The following is a 24,591-nucleotide window of genomic DNA, read 5'->3' as shown; positions in this document are numbered from 1 at the left end:
ATGAAAAAAACCGCAATTGCTCTGCTGGCGCTGCTGGCCAGTGGAGCCAGTCTGGCCGCAACGCCATGGCAAAAAATCACCCACCCGGTGGCGGGGAGCGCGCAGTCCATTGGCGCCTTTTCCAACGGCTGTATCGTCGGTGCCCAGGAGCTTCCTCTCCAGTCTGATACCTATCAGGTGATGCGCACCGATCAGCGGCGTTATTTCGGCCACCCGGATCTGGTGCTGTTCATCCAGCGTCTGGGAAATCAGGTGCATAACCTGGGGCTGGGCACGATGCTGATTGGCGATATGGGGATGCCTGCCGGGGGGCGCTTTAACGGTGGACACGCCAGTCACCAGACCGGACTGGATGTCGATATCTTCCTGCAGCTGCCGAAAACCCGCTGGACCTCCGCCCAACTGCTGAAACCGCAGGCGCTGGATCTGGTGGCGAGCGACGGCAAGCGCGTTGTGCCGTCCCTGTGGACGCGAGACGTATCCAGCATGATCAAGCTGGCCGCGGAAGATAACGACGTCACGCGGATTTTCGTCAACCCGGCCATCAAGCAGCAGCTCTGCCTGGATGCCGGAACCGATCGCGACTGGCTGCGCAAAGTGCGCCCGTGGTTCCAGCATCGTGCGCACATGCACGTTCGTCTGCGCTGTCCGGCGAATAGCCTGGAATGTGAAGATCAGCCGCTACCGCCGCCAGGCGATGGCTGCGGTGCGGAACTGCAAAGCTGGTTTGAACCGGCAAAACCTGGAACCTCTAAGCCTGAGAAGAAGACACCGCCTCCGTTGCCGCCTTCCTGCCAGGCGCTACTGGATGAGCATGTACTTTAATGGATAATTTCGTCGATCTGTTTATGGTGTCACCGCTGCTGCTGGTGGTGCTGTTCTTCGTGGCCATGCTGGCCGGTTTTATTGATGCCCTTGCGGGCGGTGGCGGGTTATTAACCGTACCCGCGCTGCTGGCGGCGGGCATGAGCCCGGCGCAGGCGCTTGCCACGAACAAGCTGCAGGCCTGCGGCGGCTCGCTCTCGGCGTCTCTCTATTTTATCCGCCGCAAGGTGGTGAGCCTGGCCGACCAGAAGCTCAATATCCTGATGACCTTTATCGGTTCCACATCGGGCGCGCTGCTGGTTCAGCACGTGCAATCGGATATTTTGCGCCAGATCCTGCCGGTTCTGGTCATCTGCATCGGTCTCTACTTCCTGCTGATGCCAAAGCTCGGCGAGGAAGACCGCCAGCGTCGTCTGCACGGCCTGCCGTTTGCCCTGATTGCCGGGGGCTGCGTCGGCTTTTACGACGGATTCTTCGGCCCGGGGGCAGGCTCGTTTTATGCGCTGGCGTTCGTGACGCTGGCCGGGTTTAACCTCGCCAAATCGACCGCTCATGCCAAAGTGCTCAACGCGACCTCGAACCTCGGCGGTCTGCTGCTGTTTATCATTGGCGGCAAGGTCATCTGGGCAACCGGATTCGTCATGATGGCAGGGCAGTTCCTGGGCGCACGCGCGGGTTCGCGTCTGGTCTTAAGCAAAGGACAAAAACTGATTCGCCCGATGATTGTCATCGTCTCGGCCGTAATGAGCGCCAAACTTCTTTATGACAGCCATGGACAGGAGATCCTCACCTGGTTGGGGATGAATTAATGAACAGTACGCATCACTACGAACAGCTGATTGAGATTTTCGACGGCTGTTTTGCTGACGATTTTAATACCCGTCTGATTAAAGGCGACGACGAACCGATCTATCTTCCTGCTGATGCAGAGGTTCCGTATAACCGCATCGTCTTTGCGCACGGCTTTTACGCCAGCGGTCTTCACGAGATTTCGCACTGGTGCATTGCGGGGAAAGCGCGGCGCGAGCTGGTGGATTTCGGTTACTGGTACTGCCCGGACGGACGTGATGCCGCCACCCAGGGGCAGTTTGAGGATGTGGAAGTGAAGCCGCAGGCGCTGGAATGGCTATTATGCGTCGCGGCGGGTTTCCCGTTCAACGTGAGCTGTGACAACCTCGAAGGCGACTTCGAGCCAGACCGTATCGTCTTCCAGCGCCGCGTTCATGCGCAGGTGATGGAATATCTTGAGAAAGGCATCCCGGAACGTCCGGCGCGCCTGATCGAGGCCTTACAGAATTATTACCACACGCCGGCGATCGCGGCGGAATGCTTCCCTTGGCCGGAAGATCTTTAACAGAGGAAAGAAGATGATCGCAGAATTTGAATCACGCATTCTGGCGTTAATTGATGACATGGTGGAACACGCCAGTGATGATGAGCTGTTCGCCAGCGGTTATCTGCGTGGTCACCTGACGCTCGCGGTAGCCGAGCTGGAAGCGGGTGACGATCACTCTGCCGACGCCGTTCACGCTGAAGTCACCCGCAGCCTGGAAAAAGCCATTCTGGCCGGGGAGCTCTCTCCGCGCGACCAGTCACTGGTGCTGGGCATGTGGGACAATTTGTTCCGGCAGGCGAAAGCGAAGTAAATGTTTCACCACCCTCTCCCAGTGGGAGAGGGACGGGTGAGGGCACCTGACCGCACCCTATTTAACCTTTTTCCCCTTCAGCAGTTTCCGTACCCACAAGCGATTCGGATTCAGCCCCGCAAGCGTAACGCTGTCCAGCGGAATCGGCTCGTCGCTCATTTGCGCGGCTAACACTTCAGCCAGCAACGGGGCAGAGCACAACCCGCGAGATCCTAATCCACCCAGCATATACAGCTCCGGATAAACCGGCGCGCTTACCGCTTTATCCCGGTTATCTGCAAGATCCTGATAGGCCCCAAGCGTCGCGTCGTAGTCCGGCACATTTCCCGCCATCGGCAGATGATCGCGGGTGGCACAGCGAACGCCGCAGCGCGCTTCTCCCTCGCTGACGTCAACCTCTTGCGCCCATGCCGCATCCGGGAAACAGTCAATCAGGCGCTGGCGGTTTTGCGCCTGATCCGCATCGCTGTAGCGCATATCCGTTTCGCCACGATGATAGCTGGCCCCGATGCAGTGATGGCCGTTAGACGGATTTTGTGGCGTCAGGTAGCCGTCATAGCACAGCACCTGACGCAGTTTGCTCAGTTCTGGTGCGGAAGGAATATGGCTCACCTGGCCGCCGACCGGATAAACCGGCAACGTTTCTGTCTGGATAAACTGATTGATGTTATGCCCGTTTGCCAGCACAACGCTGGCATGGCTTACCGCTTTGCCATCCGCAAAACGCAGATTCCAGCGCTCGCTTCGGCTCAGCGATTCAACGGTGTGAGCATAATACGCCGTCAGCCCGCGCGACTGCGCCAGGGAAATGACCGCCGCGGTCAGTTCAGCCGGGCACAGCCAGCCGCCGAGCGGATACTGAATGCCCCCACAGCCGGTTTCCACGCCAGCGGTGGCTGCCACCTCCTGCGCGCTTACCGCGCGAGCAATCTCGTCAGGCAGGCCCAGCGACAGCATCTGCGTGATTTTTTGCTGGCTCTTTTCATCCCAGCCGAGCTGCGTTACGCCGCACCAGTCATGATCGAACGCCACAGGCAGGGCGTCGTAGAGGCGACGAGCAAAGGTAAACGCCGCCGGGAAAAACCGGAACAGGGCCGGGTCGTGCGCGCTTAAAAGCGGATAGAGCGCCCCCTGGCGGTTGCCGGACGCGCCGCTGGCGGGCACATCGTCAGCACAGTAGAGCGTGACCTGCCAGCCACGGTGGAGAAGCGCGAGAGACAGCAGGGCGCTGGCGATCCCCCCGCCGACTATCGCCACCTCACGTGATGCACTGGCGCGGCGTGCAAACCAGGGCGCCTGAGCGGGAACGTCCAGCGTCTGATCCATCCTTCCGACCAGCATGTCGCGCTTGCGGCCAAAGCCTTTGGTCTTCTGCATGGTAAAGCCCGCCTCCTGCAGCCCGCGGCGGACAAAGCCCGCCGAGGTGAAGGTGGCAAGCGTTGCGCCAGGGCGCGCCAGCCGGGCCATCGCGCTAAACAGATGCTGGCTCCACATGTCCGGGTTTTTGGCGGGGGCAAAGCCGTCCAGGAACCATGCGTCCACCTTCTGATTCATCGAATCATCGAGCGTATCGGTCAGGTCATTGATGTCGCCAAGCCATAAATCCAGCGTCACGCGTCCGCCGTCCAGAATCAGACGGTGGCAGCCGCCGATGTGAGGCGGCCACTGTGCCTGAAGCTGTTCCGCCCAGGTGGCAAGCTCTGGCCAGCGCTGATGAGCGAGCCGCAGATCGTGCGCGGTGAGCGGGAATTTTTCGAAACTGATGAAATGTAATCTTTGTAGCGTAGCCTCAGGGTGTGCAGCGTGAAACTGGTTAAACGCCTGCCAGAGGGTTAAAAAATTCAGCCCGGTACCGAACCCACTTTCCGCGACCACAAACAGGCTCCGCGGATGCACCGGGAAGCGGGTGCTGAGCTGGTTTCCGTCGAGGAAAACATAGCGAGTTTCTTCGAGCCCGTTATCATTAGAAAAATAGACGTCATCAAAATCTCGGGAAACAGGTGTACCCTCAGCGTTGAATTCGAGGTTGGCGGGTTGTATAGCGTTTTGTTTCACGTAAGTTACTCGTCTGGCAGGCAGTGGCACGATCTTAACGATGTGAGTCCATCGGTGCAAATTTCCGCAGAAAATGTCTGATCGGACTTGTTCGGCGTACAAGTGTACGCTATTGTGCGACTCGAAACTTACTATAGTGCGACTTACAGAGGTATTGAATGAAACGTGCAGTGATTACTGGCCTGGGCATTGTTTCCAGCATCGGTAATAACCAGCAGGAAGTCCTGGCATCTCTGCGTGAAGGACGCTCCGGGATCACTTTCTCTGAAGAGTTTAAAGATTCAGGTATGCGTAGCCACGTATGGGGTAACGTCAAACTGGACACCACCGGTTTGATTGACCGCAAAGTGGTTCGTTTCATGAACGATGCCTCTATTTATGCTTATCTCTCCATGCAGGAAGCGATCAAAGATTCTGGCCTGAGCGAAGAGGTTTATCAGAACAACCCGCGCGTGGGTCTGATCGCCGGTTCCGGCGGTTCATCTAAAGCGCAGGTATTCGGTGCTGACGCAATGCGTAGCCCGCGTGGTCTGAAAGCGGTAGGTCCGTACGTGGTCACCAAAGCCATGGGTTCTGCGGTTTCCGCGTGCCTGGCGACCCCATTCAAAATCCACGGTGTGAACTACTCCATCAGCTCCGCGTGTGCGACTTCCGCGCACTGCATCGGTAACGCTGTTGAGCAGATCCAGCTGGGTAAACAGGACATCGTATTTGCTGGCGGCGGCGAAGAGCTGGGCTGGGAAATGGCCTGTGAATTCGACGCGATGGGCGCACTGTCCACCAAGTACAATGAGACCCCGGACAAAGCATCTCGTACCTACGATGCACACCGTGACGGTTTCGTTATCGCGGGCGGCGGCGGTATGGTTGTGGTTGAAGAGCTGGAGCACGCACTGGCGCGTGGCGCGCACATCTACGCTGAAATCGTGGGCTACGGTGCAACGTCTGACGGCGCCGACATGGTTGCGCCATCCGGCGAAGGCGCGGTGCGCTGCATGAAGATGGCGATGCACGGCGTTGACACCCCAATCGACTACCTGAACTCTCACGGTACCTCTACGCCGGTAGGCGACGTAAAAGAGCTGGGTGCGATCCGTGAAGTCTTCGGCGACAACAGCCCGGCGATCTCCGCGACCAAAGCCATGACTGGTCACTCTCTGGGGGCGGCTGGCGTTCAGGAAGCGATCTACTCGCTGCTGATGCTGGAAAACGGCTTTATCGCCCCAAGTATCAATATCGAAGAGATGGACGAGCAGGCTGCTGGCCTGAACATTGTGACCAAACCAACGGAAGCGACGCTGACTACCGTCATGTCCAACAGCTTCGGTTTCGGCGGCACCAACGCCACGCTGGTCATGCGTAAGCTGAAAGCATAAGTTTTATGTTTGATTCAGAAGGGGAGCCATAAGGCTCCCTTTTTTTATGCATTGACAAGCAGCTGATCTCACAGGCAAACTTCACCCCTCAACATTATCCTCACGATAATGCGTAAGCGTTTAACGTCAACCAACGCACCTTAATCCTGATTATCAGGTAGAGGGGGCGTGGCATTTCCCCGCCTTACTCTTCATTTCGGAGTAAAGCATGACTGCAGTAACTCAAACAGAAACAACCCCTTCAGCGAACGTCTCGCTGTTCCGTATCGCCTTTGCGGTATTCCTGACCTATATGACCGTTGGCCTGCCGCTGCCGGTGATCCCGCTGTTCGTTCATCAGGAGCTGGGCTATGGCAACACCATGGTCGGCATTGCCGTGGGCATTCAGTTTTTAGCCACGGTATTAACCCGCGGTTACGCCGGACGGCTGGCGGATCAGCACGGTGCTAAACGCTCGGCGCTGCAGGGGATGTTTGCCTGCGGGCTGGCTGGCGGCGCCTGGCTGCTGGCGGCTCTCCTGCCGGTAGACGCCGCGTATAAATTTGCGCTGCTGGTGCTAGGCCGTTTAATTCTTGGCTTCGGTGAAAGCCAGCTGCTGACCGGCACCCTGACCTGGGGAATGGGGCTGGTGGGGCCAGCACGTTCCGGCAAGGTGATGTCCTGGAACGGCATGGCCATCTACGGCGCGCTGGCCGCCGGTGCACCGCTTGGCCTGCTGATCAATAGCCAGTTTGGATTTGCGGCGCTGGCTGCAACGACCATGGCGCTGCCGCTGGTGGCATGGGCGTTTAACGGCTCGGTGCGTAAGGTACCTGCGCACAAAGGCGAGCGTCCTTCCCTGTGGAGCGTGGTCGGCCAAATCTGGCAGCCGGGCCTGGGCCTGGCGCTGCAGGGCGTGGGGTTTGCGGTGATTGGCACCTTCGTCTCGCTCTATTTTATGAGCCGCGGCTGGGCGATGGCCGGTTTTACGCTTACTGCCTTTGGCGGCGCGTTTGTGCTGATGCGCGTGCTTTTTGGCTGGATGCCGGATCGCTTTGGCGGCGTGAAGGTGGCGGTGGCATCGCTGGTCATTGAAGCTATCGGTCTTCTGCTGTTGTGGAATGCTCCCGTGGCATCCGTGGCCCTGCTGGGCGCTGCGCTGACCGGCTGCGGCTGTTCTCTGATCTTCCCGGCGCTGGGCGTTGAAGTGGTGAAGCGCGTGGCCCCGCAGGTGCGCGGGACGGCGCTCGGCGGCTATGCGGCGTTTCAGGATATCTCATACGGGGTAACCGGGCCGTTGGCCGGGGTGTTAGCCACCTCGTTTGGCTATCCGTCCGTCTTTCTGGCCGGTGCGGTTTCTGCGGTGGTGGGGATCGTGGTGACGCTGGTGGCGTTTCGCAGGCGTTGAGCCGTTGTTGCCGGGTGACGGCTGTGCCTTACCCGGCCTGCGATTCGAGCCGTTGTAGGCCCGGTAAGCGCAGCGCCACCGGGCAAAACCTCAGGCAACCAGCCAGAAAATCGCCAGCGCAATCAGCAGTGCAATAAACATCAACCCCGGACGCGCAGAGAGCGTTCTGAATGTCTCGACGACCGGCGCAAACAGCGGGCTGTAGATCGGCTGAACGTTTCTCACCTCCGGCACGCCGCCTTCACGTTCGGCGCGACGAACGAAGATTTGATTGAGCAGATCCTGCACCTGCGCGGTGGTCAGTACCGTCTGCGGCGTGGCCTGCCAGTTTTGCTGGGCGTAATCCCGAATCACGTCGAACTCGTGCGGCTCAAGCGGCTGTTTCAGCGCGGCCTGGACAGTATGCAGGGTAGGGGCATTCTGGGTGCTGAGCGTCTGGCGCGCCTGGAGCCAGGTCACCAGATGAGTAAACTGTTTGGCCGGGATCAGTTCACCCGCCTTCACGCCAGACAGCTCCAGCATGGATTGCCAGATAAGCTTCGTCGGTTCGCCGGTGGCCGCAGCCAGCTTTGTCACCATCTGCTTGAGCGTGTTGTGCTCGGCGGGCAGCAGCGGACGCTCGGTCGACGGGCGCACCTGAGGCTGCGGAATAGACAGCTCGTTGTTCTGCAGCAGGGTCAGCACGGTTTTAAGCTGGTCGGGCGTCAGCTGCCCTAGCGCGGTCTGACCATACTGCTGGCGAATAAAATCACTCACCGCCTGGCGGTTATTACCCTGGCCCAGCAGCTCCGTCAGCTGAGCAACAATCTGGCGCGTGGTGTGGTTCTGCTGCGCGGTCGTAATACGCTGGTTCAGATTTTGCTCGGCAGCAGGGAAATGACGCGACTGCAGCGGTGCGTCGTTCCTCACGCCTAAATCATGCTTTACTCCTGCCCAGACTTCCGCATTTTGCTGTGAAGTCAGCGCAATCAGGCGCGTGATCAGTCGCTCCAGCACGGTGCGCTGTTGCGTGGATAGCGGTTGTTCACCGGCAACGTTTGGCGTGACGGGGCCTTCACCCGGAGGGCGTGGCGGCGTACCTGAAATGGGCTGCATCGTCAAAAATCCTTAAAGTCAAAACTCAGCGTAAACCAGGTATACGTATATGCCTGGCGGCCAGATTATGGCACACTTGGCAGGTTTTCTTCCTCTCAAACAGGTACTCAGACGTGAAAATCCTCGTTGATGAAAATATGCCTTATGCCCGTGAGCTGTTTAGCCGCCTGGGTAACGTTAAGGCTGTCCCTGGTCGCCCGATCCCGGTCAACGAACTGGATGACGCAGACGCGCTGATGGTGCGCTCGGTGACCAAAGTAAATGAGGCGTTGCTCGCCGGTAAAGCGATTAAGTTTGTCGGAACCGCAACGGCAGGGACCGATCATGTGGATGATAAGTGGCTGAAGCAGGCTGGAATCGGTTTTTCCGCCGCGCCGGGCTGTAACGCCATTGCCGTTGTGGAATACGTTTTCTCCTCGCTGCTGATGCTGGCCGAGCGCGACGGGTTTGCGCTGAAGGACCGCACCGTGGGGATTGTTGGCGTGGGTAACGTCGGCGGACGCCTGCAAAAGCGTCTTGAAGCGTTAGGGATCCGCACGCTGCTGTGCGATCCGCCGCGCAAAGACAACGGTGATGACGGGGATTTCCGCTCGCTGGACGAGCTGGTCGAACTATGCGACGTGCTGACTTTCCACACGCCGCTGTTTAAAGAGGGGCCGTATAAGTCGCTGCATCTTGCTGACGAGGCGCTGATCCGTCGTCTGAAGGCTGGCACTATTCTGATAAATGCCTGCCGTGGCCCTGTGGTCGATAACGCTGCGCTGCTGACATGTCTGAATGAAGGACAAGACCTCAGCGTGGTGCTGGACGTCTGGGAGCCGGAGCCGGATCTCAACGTTGAGTTGCTTAACAAGGTGGACGTGGGCACAGCGCATATCGCCGGTTATACCCTCGAGGGGAAAGCGCGCGGCACGACGCAGGTCTTCGAGGCCTACAGCGCTTTTATCGGCCATCCGCAGCAGGTGGCGCTGGATACCTTACTCCCCGCGCCTGAATTTGGCCGCATTACCCTGCATGGTCCGCTCGATCAGGCAACGCTGAAAAGGCTGGTGCATTTGGTGTATGATGTGCGCCGCGATGATGCGCTGCTGCGTAAAGTGGCGGGGATCCCGGGTGAGTTTGATAAGCTGCGCAAGAACTATGTTGAGCGCCGCGAGTGGTCTTCCCTGTATGTAATGTGCGACGACGCCTCGGCGGCGACGCTGCTGCATAAGCTGGGGTTTAACGCCGTTCATCATCCGGCACGTTAATGTCTTCTTAATGCTCCCTGTCGGATACTCCGACAGGGACGCTTTTTTATTTCTGGAGTAAACCACCATGTCTGAAGGCTGGAACATTGCCATTTTAGGTGCCACGGGTGCCGTGGGCGAAGCCCTGCTCGAAACCCTTGCTGAGCGTCAGTTCCCGGTGGGCGATATCTATGCGCTGGCGCGTACCGACAGTGCAGGTGAGCATCTGCGTTTTAACAGTAAATCCGTGATGGTCCAGGACGCGGCAGCATTCGACTGGACCCAGGCGCAGCTGGCGTTTTTCGCTGCGGGCGCTGAAGCGACTGCTGCGTATGTTGAAGAGGCGACCAACGCAGGCTGCCTGGTGATCGACCTGAGCGGCCTGTTCTCAATGGAGCCGGATGTGCCGCTGGTGGTGCCGGACGTGAACCCGTTTGTGCTGGCTGACTACCGCAACCGTAACGTCATTGCGGTGCCCAACAGCCTGACCAGCCAGCTGCTGACTGCCCTGAAACCGCTGATCGACGACGGCGGACTGTCGCGCATTACCGTCACCAGCCTGCTCTCCGCGTCCGCGAACGGTAAAAAGGCCGTTGACGCGCTGGCCGGGCAGAGCGCGAAGCTGCTGAACGGTATCCCGATTGATGAAGATGATTTCTTTGGCCGCCAGCTGGCGTTCAACATGCTGCCGCTGCTGCCGGACCGCGAGGGTTCCGTGCGCGAAGAGCGTCGTATCGTCGATGAAGTGCGTAAGATTTTGCAGGACGATGGCCTGATGATCTCTGCGAACGTCGTGCAGTCCCCGGTCTTTTACGGCCACGCGCAGATGGTCGGCTTTGAAGCGCTGCGTCCGCTGGCAGCAGAAGAGGCGCGCGATGCGTTTGGCCGCGGTGAAGACATCGTGCTCTCTGAAGAGAGCGAGTTCCCGACCCAGGTGGGCGATGCCACCGGCAGCGCGCATCTTTCCGTTGGCTGCGTGCGTAACGATTACGGCATGCCGGAACAGGTTCAGTTCTGGTCCGTTGCCGACAACGTTCGCTTTGGCGGCGCGCTGATGGCGGTCAAAATTGCTGAAAAACTGGTGCAGGAGTACCTGTACTGATGTCAGACGTGGAACAAAAGCCGGTCCATAGAATTGCCCTCGGCATTGAGTACGACGGCAGTAAGTATTATGGCTGGCAGCGTCAGAACGAGGTGCGCAGCGTCCAGGAGAAGCTGGAAAAAGCGCTCTCTCAGGTGGCAAACGAGCCGATTAACGTCCTGTGCGCAGGACGTACGGACGCGGGTGTTCACGGTACGGGGCAGGTCGTGCACTTTGAAACCACCGCCGTGCGTAAGGATGCCGCCTGGACCCTGGGTGTAAATGCGAATTTGCCTGGTGACATTGCGGTGCGTTGGGTAAAAGCTGTGCCGGATGATTTTCACGCGCGTTTCAGCGCCACGGCGCGTCGCTACCGTTATGTCATCTACAACCAGCGCCTGCGTCCGGCGGTGTTAAGCCAGGGCGTGACGCATTTTTATGAACCGCTTGATGCTGAACGTATGCATCGCGCGGCGCAGTGTCTGATTGGTGAAAATGACTTTACGTCGTTTCGTGCGGTGCAGTGTCAGTCCCGCACGCCGTGGCGAAACGTCATGCACATAAACGTCAGCCGTTTTGGCGCGTATGTGGTGGTGGATATCAAAGCCAATGCCTTTGTACATCATATGGTTCGGAATATTGTGGGCAGCCTGATGGAAGTGGGCGCCGGACACCAGCCGGAGAGCTGGATTGCAGACCTGCTGGCAGCGAAGGACAGAACGCTTGCGGCAGCTACGGCGAAAGCGGAAGGGTTGTATCTGGTCTCGGTAGACTATCCGGATCGGTTTGACCTGCCGAAACCGCCAATGGGCCCGCTTTTTTTAGCGGACTAAACAAAGGTGCAATTAGGGCTTAGACAATATGGACGTAATTCGTTTTTTGATTGATTTCATCCTGCATATTGATGTTCACCTGGCGGAGCTGGTCGCGCAGTATGGCGTCTGGGTTTACGCTATTCTGTTCCTCATTCTGTTTTGTGAAACCGGTCTGGTCGTTACCCCATTCCTGCCAGGGGATTCCCTGCTGTTCGTTGCCGGCGCGCTATCGGCGTTACCCACTAACGATCTGAACGTGCATCTTATGGTGGTGCTGATGGTGATTGCCGCTATTGTCGGTGATGCGGTCAACTACACGATTGGACGCGTATTCGGTGAGCGGCTGTTCAGCAATCCGGATTCGAAAATTTTCCGTCGCAGCTATTTAGACAAAACCCATGCGTTTTATGAACGCCATGGCGGAAAAACCATTATCCTTGCGCGCTTTGTGCCTATTGTGCGCACATTTGCACCGTTTGTGGCGGGAATGGGGCATATGTCCTATCGTCATTTTGCCATGTATAACGTCGTGGGGGCGCTGTTGTGGGTGCTGTTGTTTACCTATGCAGGCTACCTGTTTGGCGATCTCCCGGTGGTTCAGGAAAATCTTAAGTTACTGATTGTAGCGATTATTGTGCTTTCCGTACTGCCTGGCGTTATCGAAATTATTCGTCATAAACGTGCGGCGGCAAAACAAGCGAAGTAAATGCACGCTGGCGGTTCGACCACTTTTTTATCCAAAGTTTCGGGCTGTTATGTTTTAATGTGCAACATTCATGGTCTGTTGGAGGCAAAAATGGCATTATTCGCCTCTTATAGCAAAACTGGCAAACGACCAGGTTCAGGCAGAAAGGTTATCAATGAGCTGGATTGAACGAATTAAAAGCAACATTACCCCAACGCGTAAAGCGAGCATTCCTGAAGGGGTATGGACGAAGTGTGATAGCTGCGGTCAGGTTCTGTATCGCGCAGAGCTGGAGCGCAACCTTGAGGTGTGTCCGAAGTGTGACCACCATATGCGTATGTCGGCGCGCAACCGCCTGCATAGCCTGCTGGACGAAGGCTCTCTGGTAGAGCTGGGTAGCGAACTTGAGCCAAAAGACGTGCTGAAGTTCCGCGATTCCAAAAAATACAAAGATCGTCTGGCCTCTGCACAGAAAGAGACTGGCGAGAAAGACGCGCTGATCGTCATGAAAGGCACCCTGCATGAGATGCCGGTTGTTGCCGCTGCGTTTGAGTTCTCCTTTATGGGCGGCTCAATGGGCTCTGTGGTTGGTGCGCGCTTCGTGCGTGCCGTTGAGCAGGCGCTGGAAGACAACTGTCCGCTGATCTGCTTCTCTGCCTCCGGCGGTGCGCGTATGCAGGAAGCGCTGATGTCGCTGATGCAGATGGCGAAAACCTCTGCTGCGCTGGCGAAAATGCAGGAGCGCGGTCTGCCGTACATCTCCGTGCTGACCGACCCAACCATGGGCGGCGTCTCCGCGAGCTTCGCGATGCTGGGCGACCTGAACATCGCTGAGCCTAAGGCCCTGATCGGCTTTGCCGGTCCTCGCGTTATCGAGCAGACCGTTCGCGAGAAACTGCCGCCGGGCTTCCAGCGCAGTGAGTTCCTCATCGAGAAAGGCGCCATCGACATGATCGTCCGCCGTCCGGAAATGCGCCTGAAGCTGGCGAGCATCCTGGCGAAGCTGATGAATCTGCCAGCGCCGAACCCGGATGAGCCGCGCGAAGGCGTGGTGGTACCGGATCAGGAACCCGAGGCCTGATAACTGAAAAGGGCAGGGCCGGTTGGCGCTGCCCTTTTGCTTTCTAATCTGTTAATGACAACCGGGCATTATGGAAAATAAAAGCATTCCCCAAGCCACGTCGCCCCTGGCCGCGTGGCTTTCTTATCTGGAAAACCTGCACAGTAAAACCATCGATATGGGGCTTGAGCGCGTAAGCCAGGTCGCCGCGCGTCTTGATGTGCTCAAACCGGCACCTTTCGTGTTCACCGTCGCGGGGACCAACGGTAAAGGCACGACCTGCCGCACGCTGGAATCTGTCCTGATGGCCGCGGGTTACAAAGTTGGCGTGTACAGCTCGCCACACCTGGTCCGCTATACCGAGCGCGTTCGTGTGCAGAACCGCGAACTGCCGGAATCGGCGCATACGGCGTCGTTCGCGGAAATTGAAGCCGCACGCGGTGAGATCTCATTAACCTATTTTGAATACGGCACCCTGTCGGCGCTGTGGCTGTTCAAACAGGCGCAGCTGGATGTGGTGATTCTTGAGGTTGGCCTCGGCGGACGTCTTGATGCGACCAATATGGTGGATGCGGACGTGGCGGTGGTCACCAGCATCGCGCTGGACCATATCGACTGGCTGGGACCGGATCGTGAAAGCATTGGCCGCGAGAAGGCCGGTATTTTCCGCGCAAATAAGCCCGCGGTGGTTGGCGAGCCGGATATGCCGCATACCATTGCTGACGTGGCGAACGAGAAGGGCGCGCGTCTGGTGCGCCGCGACGTTGACTGGCAGTACGAGGTCCAGGATAACGGCTGGCGCTTTAGCGACGCGCAGGGCGCGCTCGACAACCTGCCGCTGCCGCAGGTACCGCAGCCGAACGCGGCAACCGCGCTGGCGGCACTGCGCGCCAGTGGCCTCACGGTCAGCGAGCAGGCGATCCGCGACGGCATTAAGAATGCGCTGTTGCCCGGGCGTTTCCAGATCGTCAGCGAATCACCGCGCCTGATTCTGGACGTGGCGCATAACCCCCATGCGGCGGCGTATCTCGCGGGACGTCTCAATTCGTTACCAAAAACCGGGCGCGTGCTGGCGGTTATCGGTATGCTTCATGATAAAGATATCGGCGGGACGCTGGCCTGCATGGAGAGTGTGGTCGATAGCTGGTATTGTGCTCCTCTGGAGGGGCCGCGCGGCGCGACGGCTGAGCAACTGATGGAACATCTCGGCAAAGGCGCAATCTACAGTAGCGTGGCTCAGGCCTGGCATGCCGCGATGGCGGATGCTAAACCAGAAGATACCGTGCTGGTGTGTGGGTCATTCCACACGGTGGCACATGTCATGGAAGTGATGGACGCGGGGAGAACCGGTGGCGAGTAAGTTTCAGAACCGTTTAACAGGAACCATTGTGCTGGTCGCGCTCGGGGTGATTATTCTCCCGGGTCTGCTCGACGGGCAGAAAAAGCATTATCAGGATGAGTTTGCCGCTATTCCGCTGGTGCCGAAGCCGGGTGACCGCGATGAGCCGGATATGCTGCCTGCGGCGACGCAGGCGCTGCCTGCTCAGCCGCCGGAAGGGGCGGCGGAAGAGGTGCGTGCAGGCGATGCCGCCGCACCATCGCTCGATCCGTCTCGCCTGGCGGCAGCGAGCAACAGCGATATCGATCCGGTGCCGGTCGAGCAGCCTAAACCGGTTGAAAAACCGAAGCCGGTTGAGAAGCCGCAGCCGCAGCCGAAACCGCAGCGGGATAAAGCCGCAGAACAGCTAGCCGCGGCGTCAGAGACACCTCCGCCAGCAAAACCGGCGCAGCAGGATGCCGCTGCCCCAACGGGTAAAGCCTACGTGGTGCAGCTTGGTGCGCTGAAAAACGCCGATAAGGTCAACGAGGTCGTGAGCAAACTGCGCAGTGCGGGATATCGTGTTTACACTTCACCTTCCACGCCGGTGCAGGGTAAAATTACCCGTATCCTCGTGGGGCCAGAAGCGTCCAAAGATAAGCTTAAAGGTTCGCTCGGTGAGCTGAAGCAGATCTCCGGCCTGAGCGGTGTGGTGATGGGCTACAGCGCGAACTGATAAGATCTTACCCATTCCCGGAATGGTTTGCTCCCTCTCCCTTGAGGGAGAGGGTTGGGGTGAGGGGGGAGCAGACGTCCACAGAGACGTCAAATGGACCGTGGCGTTGAACATTTTTTCAGCGCCTTTTTTATTTACGCGCGGGAAGGAAATCCCTACGCAAACGTTTTCTTTTTCTGTTAGAATTCGCCCCGAACTGGATGACAGGGCGTTAAATCGTGGGACACATATGGTCTGGATTGATTACGCCATCATTGCGGTGATTGGTTTTTCCTGTCTGGTTAGCCTGATCCGTGGCTTTGTTCGTGAAGCGTTATCGCTGGTGACATGGGGTTGTGCTTTCTTTGTTGCCAGTCATTACTACACTTACCTGTCTGTCTGGTTCACGGGCTTTGAAGATGAACTGGTCCGAAATGGAATCGCTATCGCGGTGCTGTTTATCGCAACGCTGATTGTCGGCGCTATCGTGAATTACGTGATAGGTCAGCTGGTCGAGAAAACCGGTCTGTCAGGAACGGACAGGGTGCTCGGGATCTGTTTCGGGGCATTACGAGGCGTGCTGATTGTGGCCGCGATCCTGTTCTTCCTGGATACCTTCACCGGGTTCTCCAAAAGCGAAGACTGGCAAAAATCGCAGCTCATTCCAGAGTTCAGCTTCATCATCAGATGGTTCTTTGACTATCTGCAAAGCTCGTCAAGTTTTTTGCCCAGGGCATAAACCCTGAGATGTGGCTTAACGAGGAAAAGACGAATGTGCGGTATTGTCGGTATCGCCGGTTTCATGCCGGTAAACCAGTCGATTTATGACGCGTTAACGGTGCTTCAGCACCGTGGGCAGGATGCTGCGGGTATCATCACCATTGATGCAAACAACTGCTTCCGTTTACGCAAGGCGAATGGCCTGGTAAACGATGTGTTTGAAGCCCGCCATATGCAGCGTCTGCAAGGTAATATGGGGATCGGTCACGTTCGTTATCCTACTGCTGGCAGTTCCAGCGCCTCTGAGGCACAGCCTTTCTACGTCAACTCACCGTATGGCATTACCCTTGCTCATAACGGCAACCTGACCAACGCGCATGAGCTGCGTAAAAAGCTGTTCGAAGAGAAACGTCGCCACATTAACACCACCTCTGATTCTGAAATCCTGCTCAATGTGTTCGCCAGCGAGCTGGATAACTTCCGTCACTATCCGCTGGAAGCAGACAACATTTTTGCCGCGATTGCCGCGACAAACCGTCAGATCCGCGGCGCGTACGCCTGCGTTGCGATGATCATCGGTCACGGTATGGTCGCCTTCCGCGATCCTAACGGCATTCGTCCGCTGGTGCTCGGTAAGCGCGACCTCGGCGATGGCCGTACTGAATATATGGTTGCCTCTGAGAGCGTGGCGCTGGATACCCTGGGCTTCGAATTCCTGCGCGACGTTGCGCCGGGCGAAGCGGTCTACATCACCGAGAAGGGCCAGCTGTTTACCCGCCAGTGTGCCGACAACCCGGTCAGCAACCCGTGCCTGTTTGAATACGTTTACTTTGCCCGTCCGGATTCCTTCATCGACAAGATTTCCGTCTACAGCGCGCGCGTCAACATGGGCACCAAGCTGGGCGAGAAGATTGCTCGCGAGTGGGACGATCTCGACATCGACGTGGTGATTCCTATCCCGGAAACCTCCTGCGATATCGCGCTGGAGATCGCCCGCATTCTGGACAAGCCATACCGTCAGGGCTTCGTGAAGAACCGCTACGTTGGCCGCACCTTTATCATGCCGGGGCAGCACCTGCGTCGTAAGTCCGTGCGCCGCAAGCTGAACGCCAACCGCGCGGAATTCCGCGACAAGAACGTTCTGCTGGTGGATGACTCCATCGTTCGCGGCACCACCTCTGAGCAGATTATCGAGATGGCGCGCGAAGCGGGTGCGAAGAAAGTCTACCTGGCCTCTGCTGCGCCGGAGATTCGCTTCCCGAACGTGTACGGCATCGATATGCCAACCGCCAACGAGCTGATCGCTCACGGCCGTGAAGTAGATGAAATTCGCCAAATCATCGGTGCCGACGGCCTGATTTTCCAGGATCTGAACGATCTCATCGACGCGGTGCGTGCCGAGAACCCGGAAATTCAGCAGTTTGAATGCTCCGTGTTCAACGGTATTTACGTGACCAAAGACGTTGACCAGCAGTACCTCGACTATCTTGATTCGCTGCGTAACGACGATGCGAAAGCCGTCCAGATGCAGAACGATCTCGAAAGTTTAGAGATGCACAACGAAGGTTGATGCTCCGGCAAGTGAGGGCGAATGCCCTCACTTGCAACTCCCCGCAAAATCCTGCACAGTCTGCCCTGAAATCAGTAAGGGCGAAAATCATGAAACGACTCATTGTTGGGCTCAGCGGCGCCAGCGGCGCGATTTACGGCGTACGTCTGTTACAGGTTCTGCGTAACGTGGCGGAAGTCGAGACCCATCTGGTGATGAGCCAGGCGGCGCGTCAGACCCTCTCTCTGGAAACCGATCTCTCCCTGCGCGATGTTCAGGCAATGGCGGACGTGGTTCACGATGCCCGTGATATCGCCGCCAGCATCTCCTCAGGCTCGTTTAAAACGGCTGGCATGGTTATCCTGCCCTGTTCAATTAAAACGCTCTCCGGCATTGTGAACAGCTATACCGACACCCTGGTCACGCGCGCGGCGGATGTGGTGCTGAAGGAGCGTCGTCCTCTGGTGCTCTGCGTGCGGGAAACGCCGCTGCACCTTGGCCACCTGCGTTTGATGACCCAGGCCGCGGAGCTGGGAGCCATCATCATGCCGCCGGTACCGGCATTTTATCATCGCCCGACCTCGCTGGATGACGTGATTAATCAGACCGTTAACCGCGTGCTGGATCAGTTTGACATCGACCTGCCTGAAGATCTCTTCACCCGCTGGCAGGGTGCCTGAATCTGTGCACAAACCAGGTGCATGAAAAGACAAGTTGCCCTGTTTCAGGGCAATTATGCAACGGCGATCATATCCTCGACATTTAATTCGTTTTTTCCCTTTTTCTCTCTCCGGTTCGTTCGGCAGACCTGCTATCTTTCACCATTAAGGCAGTATCGCAACGTTTTATTAACATATTTAACGTCGAAGTTTTGACCAGACGGCAATGTGGCATAAGACCTGCAAGATGAAGCCTGCAACACAACACACAACACAATACATAATAAAATCACGGTACTTGAGGGTAAATGTATGAAGAAGACGGTTCTGGCTCTGTCTTTGCTCGTGGGGTTAAGTGCGGCAGCAGGTAGCTACGCAGCGCTTCCACAGACGGTTCGTATCGGTACAGACGCAACCTACGCGCCATTCTCTTCCAAGGATGCGAAAGGCGATTTCGTGGGGTTTGATATCGATCTGGGAAATGAAATGTGCAAGCGCATTGCGGTGAAATGCACATGGGTGGGCAGCGACTTTGACGCGTTAATCCCGTCGCTGAAAGCCAAGAAAATCGACGCCATTATCTCTTCTCTCTCCATCACCGAAAAACGCCAGCAGGAGATTGCCTTCTCTGACAAGCTCTACGCCGCGGATTCTCGCCTGATTGCGCCAAAAGGCTCCCCGATTAAGCCAACCATCGACTCGCTGAAAGGCAAGCATGTTGGCGTGCTTCAGGGATCGACCCAGGAAGGTTATGCCAATGCCACCTGGCGTGAGAAGGGTGTCGACGTGGTGGCTTACCAGAACCAGGATCTGATCTACTCTGACCTGGCGGCAGGCCGTCTGGATGCGGCATTCCAGGATGAAGTCGCCGCGAGTGAAGGCTTCCTGAAACAGCCTGCGGGGAAAGACTACGCGTTTGCGGGCCCGTCGGTGAAAGACAAAAAATACTTTGGTGACGGCACCGGTATTGGCCTGCGTAAGGATGATACCGAGCTGAAAGCCGCCTTCGACAAAGCCTTTGCAGAGCTGCGTAAAGACGGTACTTACGACAAACTGGCGAAGAAATACTTCGACTTCAACGTATACGGTGAATAATACCTGACGCTAACGCACCGGAAAGGTGCGTTACGGGAACGGTTGACCCAATACGGTGCGTTCGTTGCACCGTATTGGATCGCTTTGTGCATACTTACGCATTTATAATGCAAAAATTCCCGCCTGAAGGGCATTAGTCTTTGCCTGTCAGAGGGAATTAATGGCACATTAGCACCACCCCGTCGTCGTAAAAAACCCGTATGAAGACAGTTTGTTGAGGACAAATATGAAAAAACTCGTGTTGTCACTATCTCTGGTGCTGGCCTTTTCCAGCGCTACCGCGGCATTCGCAGCCATTCCGCAGAAAATTCGGATCGGTACCGATCCCACCTATGCGCCGTTCGAATCGAAAAATTCAAAGGGTGAACTGGTTGGTTTTGACATCGATCTGGCCAATGAGCTGTGCAAACGCATCAAAGCACAGTGTACCTACGTTGAGAACCCGCTGGATGCGCTGATCCCGTCCCTGAAAGCGAAAAAAATCGACGTGATCATGTCCTCGCTCTCCATCACTGAAAAACGCCAGCAGGAGATTGCCTTCACAGACAAACTTTACGCGGCCGATTCTCGTCTGGTGGTGGCTAAATCGTCTGACGTTCAGCCAACGCTGGAGTCCCTGAAAGGTAAACGTGTCGGCGTGCTGCAGGGCACTACCCAGGAAACCTACGGTAACGAACACTGGGCGCCGAAGGGGATTGAAATCGTCTCCTATCAGGGCCAGGAAAATATCTACGCTGACCTGACGGCAGGCCGAATTGATGCGGCATTCCAGGATGAAGTCGCGGCAAGCGAAGGCTTCCTGAAAACGCCGGTCGGTAAAGATTACAAGTTTGGCGGCCCGTCCATTAAGGACGTGAAGCTGTTTGGTGTGGGCACCGGTATGGGCCTGCGCAAAGAAGACAACGAGCTGCGTGAGGCGCTGAACAAAGCGTTTGCTGAAATGCGCGCTGACGGCACCTACGACAAGCTGGCGAAAAAGTACTTTGATTTTAATGTTTACGGCGGCTAATCGCCCCGTCAAATAACGTGCGGCCCCTCCCTCCGTGGGAGGGGGAAAGACACGGTTCCACCACTCACGATACGACAGGGCTCGCGGTATGCTGTACGGATTTTCTGGCGTTATTTTACATGGCGCGCTTGTCACCCTTGAGCTGGCTATCAGCTCCGTGGTGCTGGCGGTGCTGATAGGTCTGGCAGGCGCAGGGGCGAAGCTTTCGGCTAACAAACCGCTGGCGCTAATTTTTGAAGGCTACACCACGCTTATTCGCGGCGTTCCCGATCTGGTGCTGATGCTGCTTATCTTTTACGGTCTGCAGATTGCGCTGAACAGCGTGACGGACGCGATGGGCATGGGACAAATTGATATCGACCCGATGGTGGCCGGTATTATTACCCTCGGTTTTATCTACGGGGCCTACTTCACCGAAACCTTCCGCGGTGCTTACATGGCCGTGCCGAAGGGGCACATTGAGGCGGCAACCGCATTTGGTTTTACCTCTTCACAAACGTTTCGTCGGATTATGTTCCCGGCCATGATGCGTTACGCGCTGCCGGGCATCGGCAACAACTGGCAGGTTATCCTCAAAGCGACAGCGCTGGTCTCGCTGCTCGGTCTGGAAGACGTCGTGAAAGCGACTCAGCTGGCGGGCAAGAGCACTTGGGAGCCGTTTTACTTTGCGGTGGTCTGCGGCGTGATTTATCTGGTCTTTACGACCGTCTCCAATGGTGTGCTGCTTCTGCTCGAGCGTCGCTACTCCGTGGGTGTGAAGAGGGCTGACCTGTGATTGAGATTATTCAGGAATACTGGAAATCGCTGCTGTGGACAGATGGCTACCGCTTTACCGGCGTGGCGATTACGCTCTGGCTGCTGATCTCCTCCGTGGTGATGGGCGGCATTCTGGCGGTGTTTCTTGCCATTGGCCGCGTGTCGAACAATAAATTTATCCAGTTCCCGATCTGGCTGTTTACCTACGTGTTTCGCGGTACGCCGCTGTACGTGCAGCTGCTGGTGTTCTATTCGGGGATGTATACGCTTGAGATCGTAAAAGGCACTGAGATGCTGAATGCGTTCTTCCGCAGCGGTCTGAACTGTACGGTGCTGGCGTTGACGCTCAACACCTGCGCCTATACCACCGAGATTTTCGCGGGAGCCATTCGTTCGGTTCCGTACGGTGAAATTGAGGCGGCGCGCGCGTACGGCTTTTCCTCAGTGAAACTTTATCGCTGCATTATTCTGCCGTCGGCACTGCGTATCGCGTTACCGGCGTACAGTAACGAAGTGATTTTGATGCTGCACTCCACCGCGCTTGCCTTTACCGCGACGGTGCCGGATCTGCTCAAAATCGCGCGCGATATTAACTCCGCGACCTATCAGCCGTTTACCGCGTTTGGCATTGCGGCGGTGCTCTATTTAATTATCTCTTATGTTTTGATTAGCCTGTTCCGTAAGGCTGAAAAACGCTGGTTGCAGCATATAAAACCTTCTTCGACGCACTGAGAAAGATGATGGCTGAGAACAAATTAAACGTTATTGATTTGCACAAACGCTACGGCGAACATGAAGTGCTGAAAGGGGTGTCGCTGCAGGCTAACGCAGGCGATGTAATCAGTATCATCGGTTCATCCGGCTCGGGTAAAAGTACTTTCCTGCGCTGCATTAACTTCCTGGAAAAGCCGAGCGAAGGCTCGATCGTGGTGAGCGGGCAGAACATCAACCTGGTGCGTGACAAAGACGGCCAGCTGAAGGTGGCGGATAAACACCAGCTGCGCCTGCTGCGTACGCGCCTGACGATGGTGTTCCAGCATTTTAACCTCTGGAGCCACATGACGGTGCTGGAGAACGTGATGGAAGCGCCGGTTCAGGTACTGGGGCTGAGCAAGCAGGAAGCCCGCGAGCGTGCGGTGAAATATCTGGCAAAAGTGGGCATCGACGAGCGCCAGCAGATGAAATACCCGGTGCATCTCTCCGGCGGTCAGCAGCAGCGTGTCTCCATCGCGCGCGCGCTGGCGATGGAACCCGAGGTGCTGCTGTTCGACGAACCGACCTCCGCGCTCGACCCGGAACTCGTTGGCGAAGTGCTGCGCATCATGCAGAAGCTGGCTGAAGAGGGCAAAACGATGGTGGTGGTGACGCACGAGATGGGCTTCGCCCGTAACGTCTCGAACCACGTGATTTTCCTGCACCAGGGGAAAATTGAAGAGCAGGGGCATCCGGACGAGGTGCTGGCGAACCCGCAAAGCCCGCGTTTGCAGCAGTTCCTGAAGGGGTCGTTGAAGTAGGTTTGCTTCTCCCTCTCCCTGTGGGAGAGGGGCGAGGTGAGGGCATCAGGCCGCAGTACAGCCCAATCGCCCGGTGGCGCTTCGCTTACCGGGCCTACTAATTCTGTTGCTGGCCGGCATACTCCAGCCGATAGACCCAATCGTCATAGCGCACGCCGTCAATTTCATACGCCTTTTCCAGCACCTGCGTACGCACAAACCCGGCTTTCTCCAGCACGCGCACCGATCCGCCGTTGTCCGCCAGCACGTACGCGTTAATCGCCTTCACGCCGGTCTGGTTGAACGCATAATCACACACCGCGCGCAGCGCCTCGCTGGCGATACCTTTCCCTTGCGCGGCAGGTACAACCGTATAGCCGATATCGGCCTCCTCACGATTCTCAGGGCTGATTTGCAGGCCAATATCGCCAAGCGGCGTATCATCATCCCGGGCGCGAATGACAAACACATGAGCAGCAGCGAGTCGCGCGGCAAACACGCGTCGGGTCTCTTTTTCTGGCGCGATGGCGGCCATGTAGCGCATGATGCGGCGATCTTCACGCAGCGAGCGGAAGAAGGCCCAGTCAGTGGGTTCGAAAGGGGTGAGGTAAAGCCGGGGAGTGGTGATCGTTGCCATTGTGACGCCATATTTTCGGAACATGGCCTGTCACTGTAACATATTCACCGCACCACATCCCCCAGCGCCTCTTCTAATTCATACCAGCGGAACGCAAAGCCGGCCGCTTCCAGTCGTTTTGGCAGCGCTCTCTGTCCGCCTAATACCAGAACAGACGCTTCACCCATCAGCAGACGAATGACCGTGGCAGGCACGCGCAAAATTGCCGGACGGTGCAGGGCATGCCCCAGCGCGTGAGCAAACTGTTCATTACGCACCGGATATGGCGCAACCATATTGAACGGCCCGCGCAGATCGTTATCCAGCAGCCAGAGAATACCGTTGACCATATCGTCGATGTGGATCCAAGCCATATACTGACGGCCATTACCAATGGGGCCCCCGAGTCCGAGCCTGAAAGGGGGAAGCATCTTCGCCAGGATGCCGCCTTTCGGCGCGAGGACGACCCCGGTCCGCAGCAGGCAGACGCGGGTACGATCGCTTTGCGCCGCACAGGCGATACGCTCCCACTGGGCGCAAAGTTTATGGGTAAACTCGTTATGGGGTGGTTCTTCCTCGGTCACCACCACCTCGCCGAGATCGCCGTAATAGCCCACCGCTGAACCCGAAATCAGCACTGAAGGTGGGGTGTGGCTATTACGGATCAGCTCGACGAGCTTTTCGGTAATGTTCCACCGGCTGCTGCATAACAGCTGTTTTTGCTCTTCCGTCCAGCGCTTATCGGCGATGGGTTCACCCGCGAGGTTAATGACGGCGTCGAAACCGTCCAGATTTTGCTGCTCAGCCAGATTTTTCCAGATATCGACACCCGCCCCCAGCACCTGACGCGCTTTCTCCGGGCTGCGCGTGACCACGGTGATGTCGTGATGCAAGGCCTGCAGACGCGCAATGAGGTGACGACCAATCAGGCCTGTCCCGCCGGTCAGCAAAATCTTCATACAACCTCCAGGTTTACGCCTGGCGCCGCCAGCTTAACGTCATGGAGACGGAATCGGCGTAGCGCAGGGCGTGAAGTTTATCGATCTCAACTTCAGCATAAGTGACCCAGTGATGTTCGCGTGCGATATCGAGCACATCCTGAGTTAATTTTTCCAGCAGGGAGAAGCGGTTATTCTCCACGTACTGAATGATGTTTTTGGTTATTGTGCGGTAGTTAAGCGCGTCGTTGATGTCTTCGCTGGCCCGCGCTTTATCTGCGGGGTAGTGAATCACCACGTTAATGACAATATCCTGACGGTTGGCGATCTCTTCCTCTTTGATACCGATGAAGGTACGCAGGCGTAAATTTTTTATACGAATAATGGCGTCTGGCTGTGACATTGCAGGTCTTCTCCGTGTCAGTATTTCCCGCTCATCATACATGAGAGGCTCGCGGGCACCCAGCCT

The 24,591-nt window shown here is 57.0% G+C and carries 26 protein-coding genes; 21 read left to right on the top strand and 5 right to left on the bottom strand.

Annotated features, from left to right (window positions below; all coding sequences use genetic code 11):
* The 4 genes from mepA to AC0TN7_RS09790 are packed head-to-tail and all read left to right on the top strand — an operon-like array spanning window position 1 to window position 2,471.
* Window positions 1-825: a penicillin-insensitive murein endopeptidase gene (gene mepA, locus AC0TN7_RS09805; protein WP_024908935.1), complete on the top strand. Its 825-nt coding sequence runs from the start codon at window positions 1-3 to the stop codon at window positions 823-825.
* On the top strand, window positions 825-1,634 hold the full coding sequence (locus AC0TN7_RS09800) for a sulfite exporter TauE/SafE family protein (protein WP_024908936.1): 810 nt from the start codon (window positions 825-827) through the stop codon (window positions 1,632-1,634). Before mepA ends, AC0TN7_RS09800 begins: the two co-directional genes overlap by 1 nt.
* On the top strand, window positions 1,634-2,179 hold the full coding sequence (locus AC0TN7_RS09795; RefSeq protein WP_463727087.1) for an elongation factor P hydroxylase: 546 nt from the start codon (window positions 1,634-1,636) through the stop codon (window positions 2,177-2,179). The genes AC0TN7_RS09800 and AC0TN7_RS09795 overlap by 1 nt, the downstream gene beginning before the upstream one ends.
* A gap of 13 nt (window positions 2,180-2,192) precedes the next feature.
* Window positions 2,193-2,471, top strand: coding sequence for a YfcL family protein (locus AC0TN7_RS09790; protein WP_032646635.1), 279 nt, complete (start codon window positions 2,193-2,195; stop codon window positions 2,469-2,471).
* Between the two features lie 57 nt (window positions 2,472-2,528).
* On the opposite strand, the gene mnmC is transcribed toward AC0TN7_RS09790, so the two are convergent.
* Entirely contained in the window at window positions 2,529-4,526 is a 1,998-nt protein-coding gene (mnmC, locus tag AC0TN7_RS09785) for a bifunctional tRNA (5-methylaminomethyl-2-thiouridine)(34)-methyltransferase MnmC2/FAD-dependent 5-carboxymethylaminomethyl-2-thiouridine(34) oxidoreductase MnmC1 (RefSeq protein ID WP_463727088.1), read from the bottom strand.
* A gap of 158 nt (window positions 4,527-4,684) precedes the next feature.
* Here mnmC and fabB point away from each other — a divergent pair, with 158 nt between their 5' ends.
* Both fabB and AC0TN7_RS09775 read left to right on the top strand, forming a co-directional pair.
* Window positions 4,685-5,902 (top strand): beta-ketoacyl-ACP synthase I, encoded by a 1,218-nt coding sequence (fabB, locus tag AC0TN7_RS09780; RefSeq protein WP_014832795.1) that lies wholly within the window; start codon window positions 4,685-4,687, stop codon window positions 5,900-5,902.
* A 208-nt stretch (window positions 5,903-6,110) separates the two neighbouring features.
* Window positions 6,111-7,289: an MFS transporter gene (locus AC0TN7_RS09775; RefSeq protein WP_032646632.1), complete on the top strand. Its 1,179-nt coding sequence runs from the start codon at window positions 6,111-6,113 to the stop codon at window positions 7,287-7,289.
* A gap of 90 nt (window positions 7,290-7,379) precedes the next feature.
* Here AC0TN7_RS09775 and flk read toward each other — a convergent pair whose 3' ends face one another.
* Window positions 7,380-8,384: a flagella biosynthesis regulator Flk gene (gene flk / locus AC0TN7_RS09770; RefSeq protein ID WP_032646631.1), complete on the bottom strand. Its 1,005-nt coding sequence runs from the start codon at window positions 8,382-8,384 to the stop codon at window positions 7,380-7,382.
* A 113-nt stretch (window positions 8,385-8,497) separates the two neighbouring features.
* Between flk and pdxB the strand changes: the two genes are divergently transcribed.
* The 15 genes from pdxB to hisP all read left to right on the top strand — a co-directional run bounded on the left by pdxB (window position 8,498) and on the right by hisP (window position 22,589).
* Entirely contained in the window at window positions 8,498-9,634 is a 1,137-nt protein-coding gene (gene pdxB / locus AC0TN7_RS09765; protein WP_420278543.1) for a 4-phosphoerythronate dehydrogenase PdxB, read from the top strand.
* Between the two features lie 67 nt (window positions 9,635-9,701).
* A complete protein-coding gene (locus tag AC0TN7_RS09760; RefSeq protein WP_024908943.1) occupies window positions 9,702-10,715 on the top strand; it encodes an aspartate-semialdehyde dehydrogenase in 1,014 nt (337 codons plus the stop codon).
* The gene (gene truA / locus AC0TN7_RS09755; protein ID WP_023312566.1) at window positions 10,715-11,527 is read left to right on the top strand and encodes a tRNA pseudouridine(38-40) synthase TruA; all 813 of its coding nucleotides are present in this window, start codon (window positions 10,715-10,717) and stop codon (window positions 11,525-11,527) included. The genes AC0TN7_RS09760 and truA overlap by 1 nt, the downstream gene beginning before the upstream one ends.
* A 28-nt stretch (window positions 11,528-11,555) precedes the next feature.
* The gene (locus tag AC0TN7_RS09750) at window positions 11,556-12,215 is read left to right on the top strand and encodes a DedA family protein (protein WP_008502599.1); all 660 of its coding nucleotides are present in this window, start codon (window positions 11,556-11,558) and stop codon (window positions 12,213-12,215) included.
* Window positions 12,216-12,369: 154 nt separating this feature from the next.
* Window positions 12,370-13,275: an acetyl-CoA carboxylase, carboxyltransferase subunit beta gene (gene accD / locus AC0TN7_RS09745; RefSeq protein WP_003861408.1), complete on the top strand. Its 906-nt coding sequence runs from the start codon at window positions 12,370-12,372 to the stop codon at window positions 13,273-13,275.
* 70 nt (window positions 13,276-13,345) lie between these two features.
* The gene (gene folC / locus AC0TN7_RS09740) at window positions 13,346-14,614 is read left to right on the top strand and encodes a bifunctional tetrahydrofolate synthase/dihydrofolate synthase (protein WP_024908945.1); all 1,269 of its coding nucleotides are present in this window, start codon (window positions 13,346-13,348) and stop codon (window positions 14,612-14,614) included.
* Entirely contained in the window at window positions 14,604-15,308 is a 705-nt protein-coding gene (gene dedD, locus AC0TN7_RS09735; protein ID WP_024908946.1) for a cell division protein DedD, read from the top strand. Before folC ends, dedD begins: the two co-directional genes overlap by 11 nt.
* 229 nt (window positions 15,309-15,537) lie before the next feature.
* Complete coding sequence (gene cvpA / locus AC0TN7_RS09730; RefSeq protein ID WP_000262116.1) at window positions 15,538-16,026, top strand: colicin V production protein; 489 nt, start codon at window positions 15,538-15,540, stop codon at window positions 16,024-16,026.
* Window positions 16,027-16,059: 33 nt separating this feature from the next.
* The gene (purF, locus tag AC0TN7_RS09725) at window positions 16,060-17,577 is read left to right on the top strand and encodes an amidophosphoribosyltransferase (RefSeq protein ID WP_024908947.1); all 1,518 of its coding nucleotides are present in this window, start codon (window positions 16,060-16,062) and stop codon (window positions 17,575-17,577) included.
* An 89-nt stretch (window positions 17,578-17,666) separates the two neighbouring features.
* A complete protein-coding gene (locus AC0TN7_RS09720) occupies window positions 17,667-18,236 on the top strand; it encodes a UbiX family flavin prenyltransferase (protein WP_473702116.1) in 570 nt (189 codons plus the stop codon).
* 291 nt (window positions 18,237-18,527) lie between these two features.
* Complete coding sequence (gene argT, locus AC0TN7_RS09715; protein ID WP_023312560.1) at window positions 18,528-19,310, top strand: lysine/arginine/ornithine ABC transporter substrate-binding protein ArgT; 783 nt, start codon at window positions 18,528-18,530, stop codon at window positions 19,308-19,310.
* Window positions 19,311-19,536: 226 nt separating this feature from the next.
* Window positions 19,537-20,319, top strand: coding sequence for a histidine ABC transporter substrate-binding protein HisJ (gene hisJ / locus AC0TN7_RS09710; RefSeq protein ID WP_024908950.1), 783 nt, complete (start codon window positions 19,537-19,539; stop codon window positions 20,317-20,319).
* A gap of 88 nt (window positions 20,320-20,407) precedes the next feature.
* Window positions 20,408-21,094 carry a histidine ABC transporter permease HisQ gene (locus AC0TN7_RS09705; protein WP_024908951.1) on the top strand — a complete coding sequence of 229 codons (687 nt, stop codon included), beginning with the start codon at window positions 20,408-20,410 and terminating at the stop codon, window positions 21,092-21,094.
* Window positions 21,091-21,807, top strand: a complete 717-nt coding sequence (locus AC0TN7_RS09700; RefSeq protein ID WP_008502590.1) for an ABC transporter permease — start codon at window positions 21,091-21,093, stop codon at window positions 21,805-21,807. Before AC0TN7_RS09705 ends, AC0TN7_RS09700 begins: the two co-directional genes overlap by 4 nt.
* Window positions 21,808-21,815: 8 nt before the next feature.
* A complete protein-coding gene (gene hisP, locus AC0TN7_RS09695; protein WP_010433274.1) occupies window positions 21,816-22,589 on the top strand; it encodes a histidine ABC transporter ATP-binding protein HisP in 774 nt (257 codons plus the stop codon).
* Between the two features lie 97 nt (window positions 22,590-22,686).
* On the opposite strand, the gene AC0TN7_RS09690 is transcribed toward hisP, so the two are convergent.
* The 3 genes from AC0TN7_RS09690 to folX are packed head-to-tail and all read right to left on the bottom strand — an operon-like array spanning window position 22,687 to window position 24,525.
* Window positions 22,687-23,205 (bottom strand): GNAT family N-acetyltransferase, encoded by a 519-nt coding sequence (locus AC0TN7_RS09690; protein ID WP_048992660.1) that lies wholly within the window; start codon window positions 23,203-23,205, stop codon window positions 22,687-22,689.
* 44 nt (window positions 23,206-23,249) lie between these two features.
* On the bottom strand, window positions 23,250-24,143 hold the full coding sequence (locus AC0TN7_RS09685) for a TIGR01777 family oxidoreductase (RefSeq protein ID WP_032646624.1): 894 nt from the start codon (window positions 24,141-24,143) through the stop codon (window positions 23,250-23,252).
* A gap of 13 nt (window positions 24,144-24,156) precedes the next feature.
* Window positions 24,157-24,525, bottom strand: coding sequence for a dihydroneopterin triphosphate 2'-epimerase (folX, locus tag AC0TN7_RS09680; RefSeq protein WP_023312555.1), 369 nt, complete (start codon window positions 24,523-24,525; stop codon window positions 24,157-24,159).
* Between the last annotated feature and the right edge of the window lie 66 nt (window positions 24,526-24,591).

The organism is Enterobacter sp. PL_is511 (genome assembly GCF_055816065.1).
This window is presented reverse-complemented; position numbering and strand designations above follow the sequence as displayed.

Coding starts and splice junctions, on each gene's coding strand:
- mepA (WP_024908935.1), top strand. CDS start 1: ATGAAAAAAACCGCAATTGCTCTGCTGGCGCTGCTGGCCAGTGGAGCC.
- AC0TN7_RS09800 (WP_024908936.1), top strand. CDS start 825: ATGGATAATTTCGTCGATCTGTTTATGGTGTCACCGCTGCTGCTGGTG.
- AC0TN7_RS09795 (WP_463727087.1), top strand. CDS start 1,634: ATGAACAGTACGCATCACTACGAACAGCTGATTGAGATTTTCGACGGC.
- AC0TN7_RS09790 (WP_032646635.1), top strand. CDS start 2,193: ATGATCGCAGAATTTGAATCACGCATTCTGGCGTTAATTGATGACATG.
- fabB (WP_014832795.1), top strand. CDS start 4,685: ATGAAACGTGCAGTGATTACTGGCCTGGGCATTGTTTCCAGCATCGGT.
- AC0TN7_RS09775 (WP_032646632.1), top strand. CDS start 6,111: ATGACTGCAGTAACTCAAACAGAAACAACCCCTTCAGCGAACGTCTCG.
- flk (WP_032646631.1), bottom strand. CDS start 8,384: ATGCAGCCCATTTCAGGTACGCCGCCACGCCCTCCGGGTGAAGGCCCC.
- AC0TN7_RS09760 (WP_024908943.1), top strand. CDS start 9,702: ATGTCTGAAGGCTGGAACATTGCCATTTTAGGTGCCACGGGTGCCGTG.
- truA (WP_023312566.1), top strand. CDS start 10,715: ATGTCAGACGTGGAACAAAAGCCGGTCCATAGAATTGCCCTCGGCATT.
- AC0TN7_RS09750 (WP_008502599.1), top strand. CDS start 11,556: ATGGACGTAATTCGTTTTTTGATTGATTTCATCCTGCATATTGATGTT.
- accD (WP_003861408.1), top strand. CDS start 12,370: ATGAGCTGGATTGAACGAATTAAAAGCAACATTACCCCAACGCGTAAA.
- folC (WP_024908945.1), top strand. CDS start 13,346: ATGGAAAATAAAAGCATTCCCCAAGCCACGTCGCCCCTGGCCGCGTGG.
- cvpA (WP_000262116.1), top strand. CDS start 15,538: ATGGTCTGGATTGATTACGCCATCATTGCGGTGATTGGTTTTTCCTGT.
- purF (WP_024908947.1), top strand. CDS start 16,060: ATGTGCGGTATTGTCGGTATCGCCGGTTTCATGCCGGTAAACCAGTCG.
- AC0TN7_RS09720 (WP_473702116.1), top strand. CDS start 17,667: ATGAAACGACTCATTGTTGGGCTCAGCGGCGCCAGCGGCGCGATTTAC.
- argT (WP_023312560.1), top strand. CDS start 18,528: ATGAAGAAGACGGTTCTGGCTCTGTCTTTGCTCGTGGGGTTAAGTGCG.
- hisJ (WP_024908950.1), top strand. CDS start 19,537: ATGAAAAAACTCGTGTTGTCACTATCTCTGGTGCTGGCCTTTTCCAGC.
- AC0TN7_RS09705 (WP_024908951.1), top strand. CDS start 20,408: ATGCTGTACGGATTTTCTGGCGTTATTTTACATGGCGCGCTTGTCACC.
- hisP (WP_010433274.1), top strand. CDS start 21,816: ATGGCTGAGAACAAATTAAACGTTATTGATTTGCACAAACGCTACGGC.
- AC0TN7_RS09690 (WP_048992660.1), bottom strand. CDS start 23,205: ATGGCAACGATCACCACTCCCCGGCTTTACCTCACCCCTTTCGAACCC.
- AC0TN7_RS09685 (WP_032646624.1), bottom strand. CDS start 24,143: ATGAAGATTTTGCTGACCGGCGGGACAGGCCTGATTGGTCGTCACCTC.
- folX (WP_023312555.1), bottom strand. CDS start 24,525: ATGTCACAGCCAGACGCCATTATTCGTATAAAAAATTTACGCCTGCGT.